General features: G+C 68.6%; 18 protein-coding genes. 4 read left to right on the forward strand and 14 right to left on the reverse strand.

Annotated features, from left to right (window positions below; translation table 11 throughout):
* The first annotated feature begins 135 nt into the window (after positions 1-135).
* The 3 genes from OG470_RS32535 (at position 136) to OG470_RS32545 (ending at position 2179) form a co-directional block, all read left to right on the forward strand.
* Positions 136-1401 carry an IS701 family transposase gene (locus tag OG470_RS32535; RefSeq protein ID WP_442931226.1) on the forward strand — a complete coding sequence of 422 codons (1266 nt, stop codon included), beginning with the start codon at positions 136-138 and terminating at the stop codon, positions 1399-1401.
* Between the two features lie 231 nt (positions 1402-1632).
* Entirely contained in the window at positions 1633-1899 is a 267-nt protein-coding gene (locus OG470_RS32540; RefSeq protein ID WP_328418438.1) for a transposase family protein, read from the forward strand.
* A gap of 28 nt (positions 1900-1927) precedes the next feature.
* Positions 1928-2179, forward strand: a complete 252-nt coding sequence (locus OG470_RS32545; RefSeq protein ID WP_328418440.1) for a hypothetical protein — start codon at positions 1928-1930, stop codon at positions 2177-2179.
* Between the two features lie 28 nt (positions 2180-2207).
* On the opposite strand, the gene OG470_RS32550 is transcribed toward OG470_RS32545, so the two are convergent.
* From OG470_RS32550 to OG470_RS32615, 14 genes are all read right to left on the reverse strand, one after another.
* Positions 2208-3332, reverse strand: coding sequence for a tartrate dehydrogenase (locus OG470_RS32550; RefSeq protein ID WP_328418442.1), 1125 nt, complete (start codon positions 3330-3332; stop codon positions 2208-2210).
* Positions 3329-4168: a cyclase family protein gene (locus OG470_RS32555; protein ID WP_328418444.1), complete on the reverse strand. Its 840-nt coding sequence runs from the start codon at positions 4166-4168 to the stop codon at positions 3329-3331. The genes OG470_RS32550 and OG470_RS32555 overlap by 4 nt, the downstream gene beginning before the upstream one ends.
* Before the next feature lie 158 nt (positions 4169-4326).
* A complete protein-coding gene (locus tag OG470_RS32560) occupies positions 4327-5064 on the reverse strand; it encodes an SDR family NAD(P)-dependent oxidoreductase (protein ID WP_328418446.1) in 738 nt (245 codons plus the stop codon).
* Positions 5061-6206 carry an acetyl-CoA acetyltransferase gene (locus OG470_RS32565; protein ID WP_328418448.1) on the reverse strand — a complete coding sequence of 382 codons (1146 nt, stop codon included), beginning with the start codon at positions 6204-6206 and terminating at the stop codon, positions 5061-5063. The genes OG470_RS32560 and OG470_RS32565 overlap by 4 nt, the downstream gene beginning before the upstream one ends.
* The gene (locus OG470_RS32570) at positions 6203-6619 is read right to left on the reverse strand and encodes a Zn-ribbon domain-containing OB-fold protein (RefSeq protein ID WP_328418450.1); all 417 of its coding nucleotides are present in this window, start codon (positions 6617-6619) and stop codon (positions 6203-6205) included. The genes OG470_RS32565 and OG470_RS32570 overlap by 4 nt, the downstream gene beginning before the upstream one ends.
* Positions 6620-6636: 17 nt before the next feature.
* Complete coding sequence (locus OG470_RS32575) at positions 6637-7593, reverse strand: cyclase family protein (protein WP_328418452.1); 957 nt, start codon at positions 7591-7593, stop codon at positions 6637-6639.
* Between the two features lie 71 nt (positions 7594-7664).
* Positions 7665-8654, reverse strand: a complete 990-nt coding sequence (locus tag OG470_RS32580) for an amidohydrolase family protein (RefSeq protein ID WP_328418454.1) — start codon at positions 8652-8654, stop codon at positions 7665-7667.
* Positions 8651-10027 (reverse strand): MmgE/PrpD family protein, encoded by a 1377-nt coding sequence (locus OG470_RS32585; protein ID WP_328418456.1) that lies wholly within the window; start codon positions 10025-10027, stop codon positions 8651-8653. The genes OG470_RS32580 and OG470_RS32585 overlap by 4 nt, the downstream gene beginning before the upstream one ends.
* The gene (locus tag OG470_RS32590) at positions 10024-10887 is read right to left on the reverse strand and encodes an ABC transporter permease (RefSeq protein ID WP_328418458.1); all 864 of its coding nucleotides are present in this window, start codon (positions 10885-10887) and stop codon (positions 10024-10026) included. The genes OG470_RS32585 and OG470_RS32590 overlap by 4 nt, the downstream gene beginning before the upstream one ends.
* Positions 10884-11819: an ABC transporter permease gene (locus OG470_RS32595; protein ID WP_328418460.1), complete on the reverse strand. Its 936-nt coding sequence runs from the start codon at positions 11817-11819 to the stop codon at positions 10884-10886. The genes OG470_RS32590 and OG470_RS32595 overlap by 4 nt, the downstream gene beginning before the upstream one ends.
* A complete protein-coding gene (locus tag OG470_RS32600) occupies positions 11816-12538 on the reverse strand; it encodes an ABC transporter ATP-binding protein (protein ID WP_328418462.1) in 723 nt (240 codons plus the stop codon). The genes OG470_RS32595 and OG470_RS32600 overlap by 4 nt, the downstream gene beginning before the upstream one ends.
* A gap of 83 nt (positions 12539-12621) precedes the next feature.
* On the reverse strand, positions 12622-13713 hold the full coding sequence (locus tag OG470_RS32605; protein WP_328418464.1) for an ABC transporter substrate-binding protein: 1092 nt from the start codon (positions 13711-13713) through the stop codon (positions 12622-12624).
* 200 nt (positions 13714-13913) lie between these two features.
* Positions 13914-15056: a mandelate racemase/muconate lactonizing enzyme family protein gene (locus OG470_RS32610; protein ID WP_328418466.1), complete on the reverse strand. Its 1143-nt coding sequence runs from the start codon at positions 15054-15056 to the stop codon at positions 13914-13916.
* On the reverse strand, positions 15053-15826 hold the full coding sequence (locus tag OG470_RS32615; protein WP_328418468.1) for an IclR family transcriptional regulator: 774 nt from the start codon (positions 15824-15826) through the stop codon (positions 15053-15055). The genes OG470_RS32610 and OG470_RS32615 overlap by 4 nt, the downstream gene beginning before the upstream one ends.
* A gap of 336 nt (positions 15827-16162) precedes the next feature.
* On the opposite strand from OG470_RS32615, the gene OG470_RS32620 reads away from it, so the two are divergent.
* On the forward strand, positions 16163-17824 hold the full coding sequence (locus tag OG470_RS32620; RefSeq protein WP_328418470.1) for an AMP-binding protein: 1662 nt from the start codon (positions 16163-16165) through the stop codon (positions 17822-17824).
* Positions 17825-18136: the final 312 nt, after the last annotated feature.

The raw sequence follows: 18136 nt of genomic DNA on the forward strand, positions 1-18136 counted from the left end.
GTCACTTGGCTTTGGCGTTGGGCGTGGCGCGGGCATGAAGACGGCCACCGCGTTGATCATCGATGGTTTGTGAAGACAACCGAAGATCGTGCGGTGGCCGCGGGCCCCAGCGTAAACCCCGCCGGGTGGCAGGTCATCCTGGACGAGGCGGTGACGCGTGTCGCTGACCGGTTCGTACGGGCAGAGCCCCGTCGGACCGCTGGGCAGTTCGTGGAAGGACTGCTGTCGGCTGTGGAACGCAAGACCTGCTGGACCCTCGCGGAACGGGCAGGCCACGCTGATCCGCAGGCGATGCAGCGGCTGCTGCGCACGGCGGTGTGGGACGCCGACGCCGTCCGTGACGACGTTCGGGCCTGGCTGATCGATCAGCTCGGGCACCCCAACGCGGTGCTGGCCTGCGATGAGAGCGGGTTCTTGAAGAAGGGCCTGTGCTCGGTCGGGGTGCAGCGGCAGTACACGGGCACCGCCGGTCGTGTCGAGAACAGCCAGGTCGGGGTGTTCCTCGCCTACGTCTCGCCTCTCGGGCGGGCGATGATCGACCGCCGGCTCTACCTACCCGAGACGACCTGGTGCGACCGGCCTGAGCGTCTCACCGCCGCCGGCGTCCCCGACCAGGTCGGGTTCGCCACGAAGCCGGCCCTGGCCCGGCAGATGATCGCCGCCGCGGTGGACGCCGAAATCCCGTTCGCGTGGGTGACCGGCGACGAGGTCTACGGCGCCGACCCCGGCCTGCGCGCTGACCTCGAACACTGTGGGATCGGTTACGCGCTGGCCGTCGGCTGCGACCGACGCGTGGCGGTCAACGACGGCCGCACCCTCATCCGCGTCGACGACCTCGCCGAGCGGATACCCACCCGCGAATGGCAGCCCCACAGCTGCGGGCCGGGCGCGAAAGGACCCCGCGACTACCTGTGGGCCTGGATCACCACGGCCACCCAACCTGGTGAGCACCGGTGGCTGCTCATCCGCCGCAACCGCACCACCGGCGAACTGGCCTTCTACCTGTGCTGGTCACCCCGCCCCGTGCCGCTGCACACCCTCGTGACCGTCGCCGGCTCCCGCTGGAGCATCGAGGAGCTGTTCCAGACCGGCAAAGGCCAGGTCGGCCTGGACCACTACCAGGTCCGCAGTTGGACCGGCTGGCACCGATTCATCACCCTGGCCATGCTCGCCCTGGCCATCCTGACCATCCTCGCCTGTCGCCCAACAGCCCGACACCGACCCGAAGATCATCGCGTTGACCGTCGCCGAGATCCGCCGACTCCTCAACGCCTTCGTCCTCGCCACATCGCTCCCGCCAGAGCACACCCTGCACTGGTCGATCTGGCGACGAACATCCCAAGCCCGCGCCCGCCGATCCCACTACCAACGCAGACAGGCCAAATGACGTTGGAGTATTAGAGGCCCAGGTCAGACCAATGGCGGGGTTTTGGAACCCCACAGGCCCCCACGGCCCCGGCGTGTTCGCGATTTGTCCGGTTCATTGGGGTTGGTGGTCAGGGTTGGCGGAGGCGTGCCATGGACGGGTCGGAGTCGGGACTTCACGACTGACCTGTGTGGAGGGCTTGACGAGACGAGCACGGTTCCGTGATGGTCGGGGGTCTCTGAGGCCACTCGATCACCGGAGGAGCCGTGCTCGCGTCTGCATCATCACCCGACACCGCCCTGCTTGACCAGCATGGCGATATCGACGCGGTCGGCGGGTTGCGGGAGCGTCTCGCGCTGGTCACCGACCCGCGTTCTCCACGGGGCCTGCGGCACTCGCTGATGTCGATCCTGCTGATCGTGGTCTGTGGGCTCGCCGCAGACAAAGACGGCTACACCGCGATCGAGGCGTGGGCCAACGACGCTCCCGCCGTCCTGCTCACCGTGTTGGGCGTGCGCTTGCTGAACCACTGATCTGGCTGTGGCCTGGGCCTGCCTTCCGGTGGGCGTGCGGCCGATCCGCTGCAATCACCGGCTGGCGACCCTGCGCAGTTTCGCACGGCACCTGCATACTCTCGATCCGGCCAACCAGATCCCGCCGGCCGACCTGCTGCCCGCCCGGCAGAACAGGATCACGCCCTACCTGTACTCGCCGGCCGACCTCACCGCGTTGATGGACGCGGCCTCCGCCCTGACCCCACCGCTACGCGCCGCGCTCTATCGAACCCCCGCCGACCGTCGCCGTGGTCGGTGACGTCCTCTGGGTCGCCCTCGGCGAGCGGCTACCTCTGGTCTTGCGGTTGGACCATGCCGTCTGACGCAGGCTGCTCGTCCGTGCGCTGTTCCTCTCGGCAGCGGCGCTCGACCTCGCTCGCAAAGTCCAGCGTTGATGCGCGCCCGCCGAGATCTCGCGTGCGCACCCCGGCCGCCAGCGTCGTCTCGAACGCCTCGGTGAGCGTCTTTGCCGCCTCCGTCTCACCGAGGTGGTCGAGCATCATGGCCGCGGCCCAGAGTTGGCCGACTGGGTTGGCTGAGCCCTGTCCGGCGATGTCCGGCGCGGAGCCGTGTACCGGCTCGAACATCGAGGGATGGTCGCCCTCGGGGTTGAGGTTGGCGCTTGGCGCAACGCCGATCGAGCCGGCGAGTGCGGCTGCGAGGTCGGAGAGGATATCGCCGAATAGGTTGGACGCCACAATCACGTCGAAGCGACCCGGGTCGAGGATCAGTCTAGCGGCCAGCGCGTCGATCAGCAGCGACTCCAGCTGGACGCCTCGGTGGCCGAACACTGTTTCCGCGACCACCTCGTCCCAGAACGGCATCGTGTGGATGATGCCGTTGGACTTGGTGGCCGAGGTGACGAGCCCGCGGCGTCCCTGGGCCAGTCGGGCTGCGAACGCGGCCACTCGGCTGATGCCCTGCCGGGTGAAGACCGACTGCTGAACGGCGGCCTCCTCGGGTCGTCCGCGGTTGTAGCGGCCACCGACTTCCGAGTACTCCCCTTCCACGTTCTCCCGGACGATCATGAGGTTGAGGTCCCCGGGGTCGAGCAATGGAGAGGGGACGCCGGGGAGTAGCCGCACCGGCCGCAAGTTCACGTACTGGTGGAACCCCCGCCGAATCGGGATCAGCAGCCCCCACAGAGTGACGTGATCCGGGATGTCCGGCGCGCCAACCGCGCCGAGGAGCAGCGCTTCCTCGCCGGCGAGCTGGTCGAGACCGTCGGCGGGCATCATGGCCCCGTCCCGCCGGTAGCGCTGCGATCCCCAGTCGTAGTGCGTCCACCGCATCTCGAAGTCGAAGCGGTCAGCGACCGCATCGACGCAGGGAATTGTGGCCTCGACCACCTCAGGACCGATGCCATCGCCCGCGATCACGCCGATCCGATAGATCTTGCGTTCGCCGTTCACTTGACGGCTACCGGGTTGATCGGGCCGCCCACACTGCCGGTCACCGGCAAGGGGCAGGCGGTGAAGAGCATCTCGTAGACTCCGTCCTGGGCGCAGTCTGCCGCGAGCGCCTCAAGGTCGAACATCTCGCCCACGAGCAGCCCCATGTGGGGGAGAGCGACGCGGTGCCACGGCTGGTTAACGTAGCTGATCTCATTGGGCCGGACCTCGACCCCCCAGGTGTCCGCCGCGACGCCGGCGAGTTCGCGATCTGCGATCCAGTCGAGTGTGTCGAGGGCCAGGCCCGGCGCGTCACCGCCCGCGTAGTCACCCCAGTCGCCTCGCTCCCGGCACATGCGTACGTGGCCGAAGCGCAGCAGCACAATGTCGCCGGGCCCCACGCGCGTGCCCTGCGCATCGAGCGCGCAGTCGAGGTCGTCGGCCGTGACCGCGTGTCCGGGTGCCAACCACTCCCGCCCGGCCGCCCTTGCGAGGTCGATGAGCACGCCCCGGCCAACGATGCGGTCCCGGTAGTTGGTGATGTCGTTGCGCTCGGCTCCCAGCGAGGACACCAACCGGCAGTCGTACCCGTTCCACATGGTCGAGTCAAAGAATGTGTGGGCAAGCGCGTCCCAGTGTGTGCCACCCTGCGAGGCCAGCAGTATGACGTCGTCGGAGGCCCCGTGCCCCCGCGGCCGGCCGGCGAGGTCGCGGGCGTAGACGTCGTCGCCGTCGCGGAGCATGAACTGCATGGGGTTGAAGCGCCGAAGCGCGCCCCGTTGCGGTCCGGTGCCGTCGAAGGGCAGCGCGAGGGAGAAGACCCTGCCCCGGGTGACCAGCCGGGTCGCCGCTACCACGTGCTCCGGCGTGAGCAGGTTGAGCGTTCCGAGTTGGTCGTCGGATCCCCATCGACCACGGTTGGACAGCCGGGCGACCGCGTCACGTAGCCGCCTCTCACCCGTCCCGTCGGCCTGGCTCGAAGCCTGGGGGACGGTGTCGGCACTCGCTGGCGTGGTCACAGGTGCGCTCCCCCGTCGACCAGCAGGATCTCACCGGTGGTGTGGGTCAGCGAGGCGAGGGAGAAGATCGCATCCGCGACCTCGTCGGCCGTCGCGATGCGGCCGCCCGGCGAGCGGCGGGCCGCCTTCTCACGCTCGTCCACCCACTCACTCGTCCACGGCGTCTCCGTCATGCCGGGTGCCACGGCGTTCACCCGGATGTCGGGGGCGAGCGCCTTGGCCAGCAGGACGGTCAGGTGGTTCACCGCAGCCTTCGACACGGCGTACGGAATCGAGCTGCCGCCGACCACCACGCCCGCGAGCGAACTGACGTTGACCACGCTGCCGCCGCCGCTCGCCCGCAGTGCTGGTACGGCCGCCCTGGTCACCTCCCACGTGCCGAGCAGGTTGACGTCCAACACCGACATCCAGTCGCCGAGCTGCACCGCGCCGAGGTCGCGGTGGGCAATCTTGCGGCTCGTCCCCGCGTTGTTGACCAGTCCGTCGAGGCGGCCGAAGGCCGCGGCCGCCCGCTCAACGAGCGCAACCGACTGATCCGGCACCGAGACGTCGGCTTGGACGTATACAGCAGTGGGGAGGGATCGGGCCAGCGCCTCACCGGCATCGACCGATGTTGCCGAGTTGATGACAATCGCCGCGCCGGCGTCAGCGAAGCGGCGCGCCGTGGAGGCGCCGATTCCGCTGGACGAGCCGGTCACCAGCACCACCCTGTCTTGCCAGGAGAACGGGCTCACGGCTCCACATCCGTCGAGAGCACCGCAGTGGCGTGCGCAGCCAGTGCCAGGCCCATGCCGTGGACGACCGATGTGCGCGCGCCGGGCACCTGGCGGTCGCCCGCGTCCCCGCGTAGCTGGCGGACCGCCTCGGTCATGAGGAACATGCCCAGCATGCCGGGGTGGGTGTAGCTCAGGCCGCCGCCGTTCGTGTTGACCGGCAGGCTGCCGCCAGGCGCGATGGCCCCGGACTCCACGAAGGGCCCGCCCTCGCCCTTGGACACGAATCCGAGGTCCTCGAGCAAGATCATCAAACTGATGGTGAAAGCGTCGTAGATGTGCGCTGAGTCCATGTCGGCCGGCCCACGGCCTGCCATGTCGAAGGCCCGCTTACCGCTGTCGACCGCGGCGGTGGTCGTCAGGTCCGGCATGCCGACGATGTTGCGGTGGTTGATTGCCTCGCCCACGCCAAGCACGTAGATCGGCTTGGGCGTCAGGTCGCGGGCCCGCTCGGCCGAGGTGACGACGATCGCCGCTCCGCCGTCGGTCACCAGGCAGCAGTCGAGTTTGTGCAGCGGCGTCGAGAGCATCGGCGAGGACAGCACGTCCTGCACGGACAATGGCGTGGGGTAGGGCGCGTCCGGATTCTTCAGCGCCCACTGGCGCGCAGAGACCGCGACCTCCGCCAACTGCTCGCTGGTGGTGCCGAACTCGTGCATGTGCCGCTGGGCGATGAGCCCAAAACTGCTGATCGGGTGGATCAAGCCGTACGGCTGCTCGTACGGCGACCACTCGGCGAGGCTGGTCAGCTTGCCGCGGTCGGAGCGCTGGGTGCTGCCGTAGGTGATGAGCGCGACTGAGCAGAGACCTGCCTCGATGGCCGCCGCCGCATGGCCGACGTGGGAGATGAACGACCCGCCACCAACCACCGTCGAGTCGATGTACGTCGGGCGCAGGCCGAGGTACTCCGCCACCGTGAGCGCGGGCATCGCGTAGTAGGAGGAGGCCGTAAACAGCCCGTCGACGTCATCCTTGTGCAGCCCTACCTCTGCGAGTGCCCGCCGGGTCGCCTCGCCCATCAGGCCGACTGGTGAACGGCCCTGCGACTGGAACGTGTCGACCTCGGCCGCCGCCACGATGGCCGCCTTGCCGCGGAGGCTCATCGGGCACCTGCCGTGGCCTGGAAGCGCGGCAAGGTGAGCTCGGGCGTCACCTCGTCGAAGACCGCCTGTACGGGCATCCCGATCCATGGCACGTCTGCCTCCGGCGAGACCACCAGGTCGGCGAGCACGCGCACGCCCTCGTCAAGGTCGACGAGCACGACGGTGTAGGGCACCCGGTCGGCCAGACCGGGATGCCCGGCGCGGTGCAGCGTTGTGAACGAGTGCACCGTGCCCGTACCGGCCGCCTGCCGGAGGCTGAGCCGGTCGGAGAGGCAGACGGGGCAGACTGTGCGGGGGTAGAAGACACGCGCCCCGCAACTCTCGCATTGCTGGAACGCGAGCCGGTGCGCGCGCGCCTCCTCGAAGTAGATGTTCTCCTCGCCGCGCGGCGTGGGGGTAGGCCGGTCGGTCACTGTCTGCCCTTTCTCGGTCACTTGACCGCGGTCGGGTTGATCGGGCCGCCCACGCTGCCCTTGACAGGCAACGGGTTCGCCGAAAAGAACATCTCGTAGACGCCATCCTCGGCGCAGTCGACAGCGAGTTCCTCGAAGTCGAAGATCTCGCCGACGAGCAGACCCATCTGCGGGATCGCCACCCTGTGCCACGGCTGGGTGACGCACGCGAGGTCGTTGGGGCGCACCTCGGCACCCCACGTGTCCACCGCCAGTCCGCCGATCTGGTGCTCGTCGATCCATCCGAGGGTGTCGAAGGTGAGGCCGGGTGCGTCACCGCCGGCGTAGTCGCCCCAACCATCCTGGGCCCGACACATTGCGATCTGGCCGAAGCGCAGCAGCACGATGTCGCCGCGCCGGACCTCGACGCCCTGCCCGTCGGCGCAGGCCTGCAGCAGGTCACTGTTGATGCCTTCGCCGGGCTGGCACCAGTCGACGCCAAGATGGCGTGGTAGGTCCAGCAGCACCGCGCGCCCGGTGATGCGGTTGCGGTAGTTGGCGATGTCGTTGCGCTCGGCCCCCATCGAGCTGACCAGCCGGCAGTCGTAGCCGTTCCACATCTTCGAGTCGTAGAAGATGTGGCCCAGGGCGTCCCAGTGGGTGGCGCCCTGGGCCGCGAGGATGAGCACGTCGTCGGCTGCGCCGATCCCTTGCGGGGTGCCGGCGAGGTCACGGGAGTAGACGTCGTCACCGTCTCGCAGCATGAAGCTCATCGGGTTGAAGCGCCGGAGGTGACCCTTCTGCGGGCCGTCGTCGCCATAAGAGATGGACAGCGAGAAGACTCGGCCCTTGCGCACCAGTCCTGCGGCGTTGCGTACGTCGTCGGCCGTGATGTAGTTGACCGTGCCGGCCTCGTCCTCGGGGCCCCACTTGCCCCAGTTGCAATAGCTCTTGGCCGCCTCAGCCAGGCGTGCCCGGCCGCCGTCGTCGTGCATGCAGAGTCCCCATTCCTACTTGAATGTCGTATGTCGTCGGCCAAATCGGCCCCGCGTCATGCGCGTGTCGATCAGCGGAGGAAACGCTCCGCGTTTCCACCGAGCACCTGTGCCTCGAGGGCGGCGTCCAGCCCCAGCGACCGCACGCTGCCGACGGGGTCGCCGTCGGCCATGTCGAAGCGGTAGTCGCTGCCGAGCAGCACGTGGTCCCAGCCGACCCGTTCGCCGAGGAACTGCAGCGACATGCGGTCGTGGGTCAGGGAGTCGAAGAACAGCCGCGCGAAGTACTCGCTCGGGGGTGTGCTGATCACGGTCTGCGCCTCGGGACGGCAGCGCCAGCCGTGATCCCACCGCCCGATCTGGTAGGGCGCGAAGCCGCCGCCGTGGACGAAGCAGAACCGTAGGGCGGGGTGGCGCTCAAGCACCCCGCCGAAGATCAGGCTGGCGATGGCAATGGTGGAGTCGGTCGGGTTGCCGACGAAATTCTGCAGGTAGTACGACGTGAGCCGCTCGCTTCCCGCGACCTTGTCCGGGTGCACGAGCACCGCGAGACCCGCGTCAGCGAGCGCACCCCACAGCGGCTCGAAGTCGGGGTCGTCGAGGTTGCGGCCGTTGACGTTCGACCCGATCTCGACGCCGCGGACGGCCGGGTCGTCCACGACCCGGGCCAGCTCGTCGAGGCTCGCCGCCATGTCCTGCAGGGGTAGGTCGGCGAACACCGACAGCCGGGCGGGTGACTTCGCGGCAGTCGCGAGCAGAGCATCGTTCTGCAGCCGGGTGAAGTCCATGCCGACATTGGCCGGCATGGCGTAGTTGAAGTTGGGCGGCGCGGCGGAGATGACCTGGTGGTCGACGCCGCGGGTGTCCATGTCGGCGAGCCGCGCCGACACCTCGAGCATGCCCTCGGGCAGCGGTCCGCTCCGCCGGCCGTGCGGGTAGGACAGGTAGGTGCCGTTCTCCCGCTCGGTGAGCGTCGGGCCGTACTCGGGGTGCGCGTCGTGCATCGCGCCGACCATCTCGCGCGGGATCGCGTGTGCGTGGACATCGACGGTTGTAGTCACGGCGCCGCTTCTTCAGTGGGTTGCAGGGTGGTGGTCAGGTCACTCACCGGCTCGTGGTCGAGACGCCAGAGCCGCCGGGCGAGGTCCACCGTGGAGGTGTCTCCGATCACCGGTGCGGCAAGGGAGGTGAACTTCGCGATCAGGTCGTCGTCGGTCATCGGCTGCCGCAGCGTGCCGAGGGCGTGCTCGACGTGTGTCTCGTGCGACTCGCCACGGCCGCGCACGGTCACGAAGGACTCGTCCTGCCGGATGGCCGCGTCGCCCTCGACGGTGACCTTGCTCGTCAGGTTGCGGTAGCGCGAGTCGGCGACGCGCTCGTCCGCGAAGCTGTCCGGGCCGGCCGACCCGTCGAGGTAGGCGGCCGCTGCGGCGTAGGCCACACTGAACTTCGCCTCGAGTTCGGTGGTCGGTGACCTGATGCCCATCAGCACCAACGACTCCGGCGGCACCCTGAGGTGGATGCCTTCGATGTCGTCCGGGACGAAGCCGGTGCGTCGGCGCAGGTTGAGGACGCCGTCGATGGCGGCGTGCGCGACCAGTCCGCAAGCGTATGGCTTGAATCCGTCCTCGAGCACGGCCCACCGGGTGCCGAGGTCACCCAGGAGCGCCTCGGTGTCCAACACGTTGCTGTAGCGGCTGAAGAAGCCCTTGCCCGCCTCGAGCGCGGCCGGGTTGCTGGTGAAGCCGCGCGCGGCGAGCAGCGCCCCCTGGACCCCGCTCGCGCCGGCCCGGCCGAGGTTGAGGGACTTGGCCATCGACCCGAACACCGCGGTGATGCCGGCGCCCTGGGTGATGCCGAGACCGGCTGCGTGCGCGAGCCGGCCGGGGTCGAGGCGCAGGAGCCGCCCGGCAGCGGTCGCCACCGCCATCGGCGCCACGACGCTGGTACCGTGCCAGCCGCGATCGGCGTAGTCGGGGTACATCGCCAGCGCGAGCCGCGCCTGCAATTCGAAGCCGACGACGAAGGCGGCCAGCAGGTCCCGGTAGGTCGAGCCCTGCGTCTGCCCCACGGCCAGCAGGGCTGGCAGCAGCGGGGCGCTTGCGTGGATGCGGGTCGGGATCAGCGTGTCGTCGAAGTCGAGCACGTGCGCGCTCACGCCGTTGACCATGGTCGCGGTAACGACGTCGACCCGGCGACGGTGGCCGACAACGGTGGCCACCGGTGCGCCCGAGAGCTCGTCCGCGAGGTCGAGCAGGATCGTGGTCGCCTCCGTTTGGCTGCCGCCGAGCGTCACGCCGAGCGAGTCGATCACCGCGCGCCGGGCGGCGTGGACCACCTCGGCGGGCAGGTCGTCGAAGTCGACGCTGGCGGACCAGTCGAGCAGCGGCCCGGTCAACGCGGCGACGTCGTGGTCCGGTGTGGTGGCCGTCATGACGGGCTCCGCCAGTAGATGACCTTGCGTTCGATCAACTCGATTAGCAGGAAGCTAGCTGTGCCGAGAACGCCGAAGACAAAGATGAGGGCGAACATCGATGGCGTCTCGTAGCTGGCCTTGTAGCGCAGCAGCAGGAAGCCGAGGCCGGCGTCGGACCCGACGAACTCCGAGACAATGGCACCGATCATGGCCGTGGTAATCGCGATTTTGAGGCCACCGAAGATGGCGGGCAGGGCGCTGCGCAGCCGCAGCTTGCGGAAGACCTCCCAGCGCGAGGCGCGCAGGATGCGCATCAGTCGCATCTCGTTGTCGGACACCATGGACAGTCCGACCAGGGTGGTGACGAAGACCGGGAAGAAGCAGGCGATGGCGGCCTGCACAACCTTGCCGGTCAGCCCGAAGCCGAGCCAGGTGATGACCACCGGCGCCAGCACGATGCCGGGAATGGCCTCGAAGCCGGCGAGCAGCGGAAAGTAGGCCCGGCGCAGCAGCGGGAAGCTCGACAGCGCGATGCCCAGACCCAGGCCGATCGCGCAGCCCAGGCCGAAGCCGAGGGCGATCTCCGACACGGTTCGCCACAGGTGCCGAGCAAAGAAGTCGTCGGTGACGACCTCCCGCAGGGCCGTGACGGCGTCGCCGAAGTCCGGCAGCAGGATCGAGTGGATGAGGTCGAGACGGCGGACGAGCATCCAGAGCAGGACCAGGAGTGGCGCGACCAGGACGCTGATGACCACCGGCAGCCAGCGTCGCACAGCGTGGCGCAGCCCGGCCCCGCCGGTCTGGTCCGCCGCCACGAGCAGTCGCGCCTCCTCGTCGGGCGTGAGCGACTGCCGTGTCTCGTGCATGGTCGAGGTCATCGGCCGGCCCCCTTGTCCTCGCGCCAAAAGATGAACCGACGGTCCAGGTAGTCGAAAAGCATCACCGCGGCGACGGCCATCGCGGCCACGATGGCGACCACGGCGAAGGCGAGATTCATCCGAATCTGCTGGTTGTAGACCGCGACCAGCCGGCCCAGGCCCTCAGAGGAGCCGACGAGGATCTCCGCGACCAGGACGCCGGTGAACGCGAGCAATGCCGCGTGTTTGATGCCGACGAAGACGAGCGGCGCCGCCGTCGGGAGGCGCAGCTTGCGGTAGACCTGCCAGCGCGACGCGCCCAGTGAACGCATGAGCTTCATCGGCTCGGCCGCCGGCAGGGTGAGACCCACCATCGTATTGATCATCAGCGGGAAGAAGCAGATGGCCACAGCTGTCGCGATCTTGCTCTCGACCCCGAAGCCCAGCGCCCCGATGATGAGCGGCGCGAGGACCACCTTGGGCAGCGACTGAAATGCCAGTATGTACGGTGCCCAGATCTTGCGCAGCAGCGGCACCACCGCGAGCAACGTGCCGAGCACGAACCCGAGGCTCGCCCCGATCGCGAAGCCGAGCCCGACCTCGGTGAGGGTCACCTGGAGATGACGCAGCATGAAGCCCGCGGATACCAGGGCCCAGAAACCCTTCGCGGTCTCCACCGGGTCTGGCAGCAGGAGCGGGTCGACCAGGCCGAGGTTTGGCAGCAGGTACCAGACGACCAGCAACCCGAGACAGGTCAACACCCCGATGAGCTTGGCGGCGTGCCGGTGGGAGCCACGACGCGTGGTGGACGCGAGCAGCCGCTCCTCCAGCTCGTCGAGCGGGCGCGTCCCGAGCGCGCGACCCCCATCGAGGGTGGCCGCCGCCTGGCGCGGCATCTCGGGCCGGGCGGCTGCCGGCGTGCGCTGGGGCTCCGGCGCGGTCTCGCCCCTCATGCGACACCCAGCAGCTCGCGGATCTCGAACACCCTGTCGGCGAAGCGCTGGTCCTTCATCACCTCGAGCACACGTGGGCGCGGCAGGTCGATATCGAGCACCCGGGCCACCTCGCCCGGGCGCGGCGTCATGACGACGACCCGGTCGGACAGGAAAACCGCCTCGTTGATGTTGTGCGTCACGAAGATGACGGTCTTGCCGGTCTCGGTCCAGATCTTCAACAGCTCGAGGTTCATGTTTTCGCGGGTGAACTCGTCGAGGGCGCCGAAGGGCTCATCGAGTAAGAGCACGCTGGGGTCGTAGAGCAGGACTCGGGCCAGCGAAGCGCGTTGCTGCATGCCGCCCGAGAGCTGCGCCGGGTAGGCACGGACGAAGGACTCGAGCCCGACCGCCTCGAGCAGCTCGAGGGCACGGGGCCGGTACTTCTTCTTGTCCCAGCCGAAGATCTCGATCGGCATCAGGACGTTCTCGAGGACGGTGCGCCACGGGAAGAGCACCGAGGTCTGGAACATCATCCCAATGTCGCGATGCGGGGCGTCGATCACCGCCCCTTTGAAGCGCACCTCGCCGTGGCTCGGCGGGAGCAGGCCCGCCATGACGTTGAGCAGGGTCGACTTGCCGCAGCCGCTGGGGCCGACGAAGGACAGGAACTCGCCCGGCCGGACGTCGAGGTTGATGTCACGCAGGGCCATCACCCCGCCGGTGTCGGTGTGGAACACCTTGTAGAGGTTGTCGACCTCGAAGACCGCCTGTGTGGCCGTGGTGGCTTCGTCGATGCTCACCATGCTGCCCGTCGTCGTGGTCACTTGTAGGCCTTCGCTTCCGCGATGATCTCGTCGCGGTTGAAGTCGTTGACCTCCGCGAGGATGTCTGCGACCAGGAAGTCGTTCACGTCGAAGTCCTCGAAGTCCTTGGCGATCGAGGCGACGGTGTCCTTGAACGTCTTCATCTGGTCGGCTTTGTGCCGCCCGAATTGCTCGCCCTCGGGCACCGAGGTGGTCTTGACGGCCTCCTCGAATTGCAGGCTGCCCTGCGACTGCTCGGCGTCGTTGGTGCCGACCCACTGCTCAGGCACCGCCTCCTTCATGAACTTCTTGCAGGCCTCGACGTTGTTGTCACAGAACAGCGTCCCCTTGGCGATGCCGCGCGCCATGCGCACGAGCTGCTCGCGGTTCTTCTTCAGCCCCTTGGGCGTCGTGATGATCGAGCGGCCAGGGAGGCCCTCATAGAGCGGTGGGGTGATCTCGCGCAGCTTCAGGCCCGACACGGTCAATGAGTGACCGTCGTTCTTCGAACTGGCGTACGCGTCGACGCGACCGCGTTTGATGGCGTCCAGCGTGGTCGCCTCGCCCTCGCCGATCGGGATGAGGTTGACCTCGGTGACCGGGTTGATGCCCACGTCCTCGAGCGCGGAGTGCAGGACCGCGTTCTCGCCGCCGCCAGCCTGCGCGATACCGATGTTCTTACCCTTGAGGTCCCCAACGCTCTTGACGGCGCTGTCCTCGGGCACCCAGATACCGAAAATGCTGCCGTAGCTGTAGGTATATACGTCGATGAGCTCGAGACCCGCGCCGAGACCCTCGACCACCGCGGGCAGCGAAGGGGCACCCGCCACCAGGTTGCCCGCGACCATCTGCTCCACGAGGGCGCCACTACCCGAGCCGGGCACAAGCTCGACGTCGAGGTTCTCGTCCTCCCAGTATCCGAGCTTGTCCGCGGCCACGAAGGCGTAGAACGAACTCGACAGGGTGTCGCTCGGCGTCCCCATCTTGATACTCAGCCGCCCCCCTGAGCCGGAGGCGGTGTCCACATCGGCGTCGTCACCTCCGCAGGCGGCGAGCAGGCTCAGGCACGCGACTGCGGCGACGAGCTGAAGAGACCGGGAAACCTGCACGGGCGCCTCCTGACTTTGGCGGGACCACCACGCAGAGCCTGTGATGGGTTGTCTCGTTGACCGAGACGTTGTCTCATCGTCGATCCCACAATCGTCCCTGTGTTGCTTCGGTGTCAAGGGGTTGTTACGAACTCATGACCTCGAATTACCCCGGTCAGGCGCTGGCGGTTCTACCGCGGGCCGCCGAGTGGCACGAATGCCTAGCGACGGTCGCGGAAGCGCTCGAGCGCCTCGGCGGGGATCTCGATGCCGAGGCCGGGCCCGGACGGCACATCGACGGTGCCGTCGTCACCGAGGGGCAGTTGGCCGCCGAGCAGTCCGTCACGGACCGGATTGGGCGACGCGTCAAACTCGAACAGCGGGCTCGTGGCCCGTGCGGTCAGCACCTGCAGCGCGGCGGCCATCACCACCGCGGTCCCCCACACGTGGGGCTGGGCGGCGACGCCGTGGGCTTCGGCCAGGGCCAGCACGCGACGGACGGCCTCGATACCGCCGGCCGCGACCATGTCGGGCTGGATGAGGTCGACGGCCCGCTCGCGCAGGGCCGCGCCGAAGACCGCCGGGTCGCCCCAGCTCTCGCCTGCGGACACCGGGATGTCGAGCTCGCGGGCCAGCGCCGCATAACCGACGAGGTCGGTGGCCGGCAACGGCTCCTCGAACCATTCGTAGCCCAGTTCCTGCGCGCAGCGTCCGACCCGCCGCGCCTGCATCAGGTCGTACGCGCAGTTCGCGTCGGCCATCAGCGCGACGTCGTCGGTTAGCGCGAGCCGCAGCCGTTCCATCAGGCGGGCGTCCGCGTCGCGGCCGTACCCAACGCCATGCAGCCCCAGTTTGAGCTTGACCCGACGGAAACCACGGGCGACATGGCCACGTGCCTCGTCCTCGATGCGCCCAACCTGATCGTCGAGACCGAGCCCGCCGCGGAAGTAATGACCGGTGACGTATGCCGGCACCCGCTCATGGTGGCGACCTCCGAGCAGGTCCCCGACCGACCGGCCGAGCAGCTTGCCGCGCAGGTCCCACAGCGCGATCTCGACGCCCCCTACGGCGCCGTAGGGCACGTAGGACTTGAACCGGCGGCGCAGATCGTCGCCGATGCGGGTCAACGTCGCCGGGCCCTCGGCGGCATCCGTGCCCACCAGCGCAGGCCCCAGCAGCCGGTCGATGATCTGGTCGTTGCCGGCCACCGGTCCGATGCACTCGCCGTAGCCGACGGCGCCGTCCGAAGCGATCACCCGGACGAGGAGATACTCGCGACTCTTGACGAACCCCTGGCCGTTGGCGAACGGCTCCTCGAGCTCGTGAAAGAGCGGGATCCGTTCCACGCGGTCGATCGTGGTCATGGATGCTCGGCGTGGACGGGGCGCCAATCATGCCAGGTGCCGCGGTACCCCAGGCGCGTCGAGAGGTCCTTAGCCGCGGCCGCGACCGCCGCACCGAGCTGAGGCACGAGGCCGACCCGCAGCCGCTCGGACGGGATGGTCAGCACGAGCGATCCCCGGCACGTACCGTCGGAGAGGAAGTACGGCGAGGCGATGGCGGTGCCACCGATGACCCGCTCACCGATGCTCACCGAGTACCCGCGACCTCGATCCTGCTCCGCGAGCTCCAGCAGGGCGTCCGGGTCGATCACCGTGCGGGCCGTGAGCTGCTCGAGAGGAGCCTGGCGCAGGACGACTCCAGCCTCCTCGGGCGTCATCGCCGCGAGCACCGCGCGGCCGCCAGCGCCGGCGTGCAGCGGGATAGAGCGACCCATCTCGAGCACGTAGCGAATCGGCTTGTGGCAGTCGGCCTTGTCACGGAAGACGAGCTCGTTGTTGTCGACCGTCGCGAGGTAGCAGGTCTCCTCGACGTCGTCGACCAACGACCGCATGATGGGGCGGGCCGCGGCCATCAGCGAGTCGCGAGCCGCGACCATGCCGCTGATCGCGAAGAAGCGCGGCCCCACGGTGTAGCGCCCCTGGCCACCGGGCGCCTGCTCGACCATCTCCAGCTGCAGCAACTGTGCGAGCAGCCGGCTGACAGCACTCTTGTCGACCCCGGTGTCCCGCGCGAGCTCGCGCACCCCGACGCTGCCCTGGGCGTCAGCGACCGCCTCGAGGATCGCGACCACCCGTGCGGCCGCGCCGGCAGTGGCAGTGGCAGTGGCAGTGGCAGTCGGGTCGGGCTGCTTGCCGTCGGCTTGGTTCGTCAACTGAGACATTGTCTCAATACCGTAGCACCGCAGTCGCGCCCGGTTAAGTCCGCCCGCTACTTCCCCTGGGTCCGGCAGTCGCTGCCGAACCGTGACCGGACAACGGGGCACGGGGGGTGATTGACGGCGCCTCGGGGAGCGCGTACGTTGCTGATTGTCTTGCTCAACGAGACAGCGTCTTAATTCCAGGGTCCGCCGGCCGCTCCGGCGCGGCCCCCATTGCGCGGGTCGCAGGACCTGCGGGAGGGACATGCCGTGGATCTGGACCGGCTCAACGTGCGCGACTTCCTCGAGGAGGCGGTGGCCGAGAACCCCGACGCCCCGCTGCTGCTGTGGGAGGACGAGGTCGTCTCGTACGCCGAGTTCGACGCGCATGTGAACCGCGCCGCCCACATGTGGCACGGCCTCGGCGTGCGGCGCGGCGACCGGGTGGCGTTCATGGTCGACAACAAGCCCGAGTTCCTCTACGCCTGGTTGGGGCTGGCCAAGCTCGGCGCGACGCTGGTGGCCGTGAACACCGGCTTCAAGGTCACCGAGACGGCCTACCTGCTCGAGCACTCGGAGGCGCGGATCGCGCTCGTCGACCCGCATCACGGCGACATGTTCGCCGGGCTGTGCGCCGCGGGCGGCCCGCTTGAGCGGGTGCTCGTGCTCGGCGACGACCCGCGCTTCACGTCGTACCAGAGCCTCGTCGACGCCGCGCTGCCCGAGGCGCCACCCGTGGATGTCGCCGCTAACGACGTCATCAGCTTCATCTACACGTCGGGCACCACGGGCAAGCCGAAGGCCGTCATGCAGACCCATCGCAGCTTCGTGATGACGGGCCAGGCCTACCCGCATTGGGTGAACATGGCCCGCGGCGATCGCATCTACGCATGCCTACCGCTGTTCCACATCAACTCGCAGGCCTACTCGACGATGGGCGCCATCGGAGCCCGCGGCGCGATCGTGCTCTCGCCGCGCTTCAGCGCGAGCCGCTTCTGGGACGACATCCGCCGCCACCGGGTGGCGGTGTTCAACTTCATCGGCGCGATGACGCTAATCCTGTCGAAGAAGGAGCCCGCGCCCGACGACCTGGATAACGACGTGAAGGTCGCGTACGGGGTGCCGGCCCTGCCTGGCGCCCTGCGCCGCCAGCTCGAGACCCGTTACGGCATGCGCGTCATCTCGGGCTTCGGGATGAGCGAGACGACGTTCGGGCTGGTCGAGCCGCTCGACGGCGAGTGCAAGGACGGGTCCATGGGGCTGCCGCGCAGCCATCCCGACCCCTCAGTCCCGCGCACCGAGGCGCGCGTGGTCGACGAGGAGGGTCGGGACCTGCCCGACGGCGTGATCGGCGAGCTCGTGCTGCGCGGCCCGGCGCTGATGGCGGGCTACTTCCACGACCCTGAGCGCACTGCCGAGTCGCTACGCGACGGCTGGCTGTTCACTGGCGACATGGCGTGGCGGGACAAGGACGGGTACTACTTCTTCGTCGACCGCAAGAAGGACATCATCCGCCGCCGAGGTGAGAACGTCTCGTCGCTCGAGGTCGAGGACGTGCTCAACGAGCACCCTGCGGTGCTCGAGTCTGCCGTCGTCGGGGTGCCCTCCGACCTCACCGACGAGGAACTCTTCGCCTTCATCGTGGCCCGGCCGGACACCGACCTCGACTACGAGGACCTCGCCGCGTGGGCGGCGGAGCGGCTGGCGGTCTTCAAGGTGCCACGCTACTACCAGCGCATTGACCGCCTTCCCAAGACGGACACCCAAAAGATCGAGAAGCACACGCTGCGCCGCATCGCGGAAGAGCCGGGCGAGCGGCTCGATCGTGATGAGGGACGCCGGCCGGCGGGCGGAGTGGGGGCGGCTCCCGTTGGCACGGCCCCCTCCCCGGAACATGACGACTGGCGCGACGCGGCGCCGAAGGCCCCGTAGATGGCCGGTGACTGGATAGGTGCTGTCGTTGATCTTCCAGTGTCGTCGGTGGTGTGGGGGTCGTTGACAGGTCGTGCCCGGTGAGTCGCCGCTGCCTGTGGGTGCCGAAAATTGGCGTCGCGCCCCTGACCGGCTGGTTGTGACCAGCCGTCGCAATCAGATCCTGGCAAGCGTCACACCCTAAACGGTACCGGGGTTCCACCTGCGCGCCCCGTTGGAACCTGACCTCTTCCGCGCTTCGGAAGATGCCAGTTCTACACAGGGGCCCGAGCCGTGAACGCTTCCGACTTTGGGAAGAGTTCATCACCGACA

Source organism: Micromonospora sp. NBC_00389 (assembly GCF_036059255.1).
In the GTDB taxonomy this organism is placed as follows: Bacteria; Actinomycetota; Actinomycetes; order Mycobacteriales; family Micromonosporaceae; genus Micromonospora.

What these genes read in the sequence shown, in the direction of transcription:
- OG470_RS32585 (WP_328418456.1), bottom strand. Translation starts at nt 10,027, where the DNA reads ATGACGGCCACCACACCGGACCACGACGTCGCCGCGTTGACCGGGCCG.
- OG470_RS32575 (WP_328418452.1), bottom strand. Translation starts at nt 7,593, where the DNA reads ATGCACGACGACGGCGGCCGGGCACGCCTGGCTGAGGCGGCCAAGAGC.
- OG470_RS32565 (WP_328418448.1), bottom strand. Translation starts at nt 6,206, where the DNA reads ATGAGCCTCCGCGGCAAGGCGGCCATCGTGGCGGCGGCCGAGGTCGAC.
- OG470_RS32590 (WP_328418458.1), bottom strand. Translation starts at nt 10,887, where the DNA reads ATGACCTCGACCATGCACGAGACACGGCAGTCGCTCACGCCCGACGAG.
- OG470_RS32610 (WP_328418466.1), bottom strand. Translation starts at nt 15,056, where the DNA reads ATGACCACGATCGACCGCGTGGAACGGATCCCGCTCTTTCACGAGCTC.
- OG470_RS32595 (WP_328418460.1), bottom strand. Translation starts at nt 11,819, where the DNA reads ATGAGGGGCGAGACCGCGCCGGAGCCCCAGCGCACGCCGGCAGCCGCC.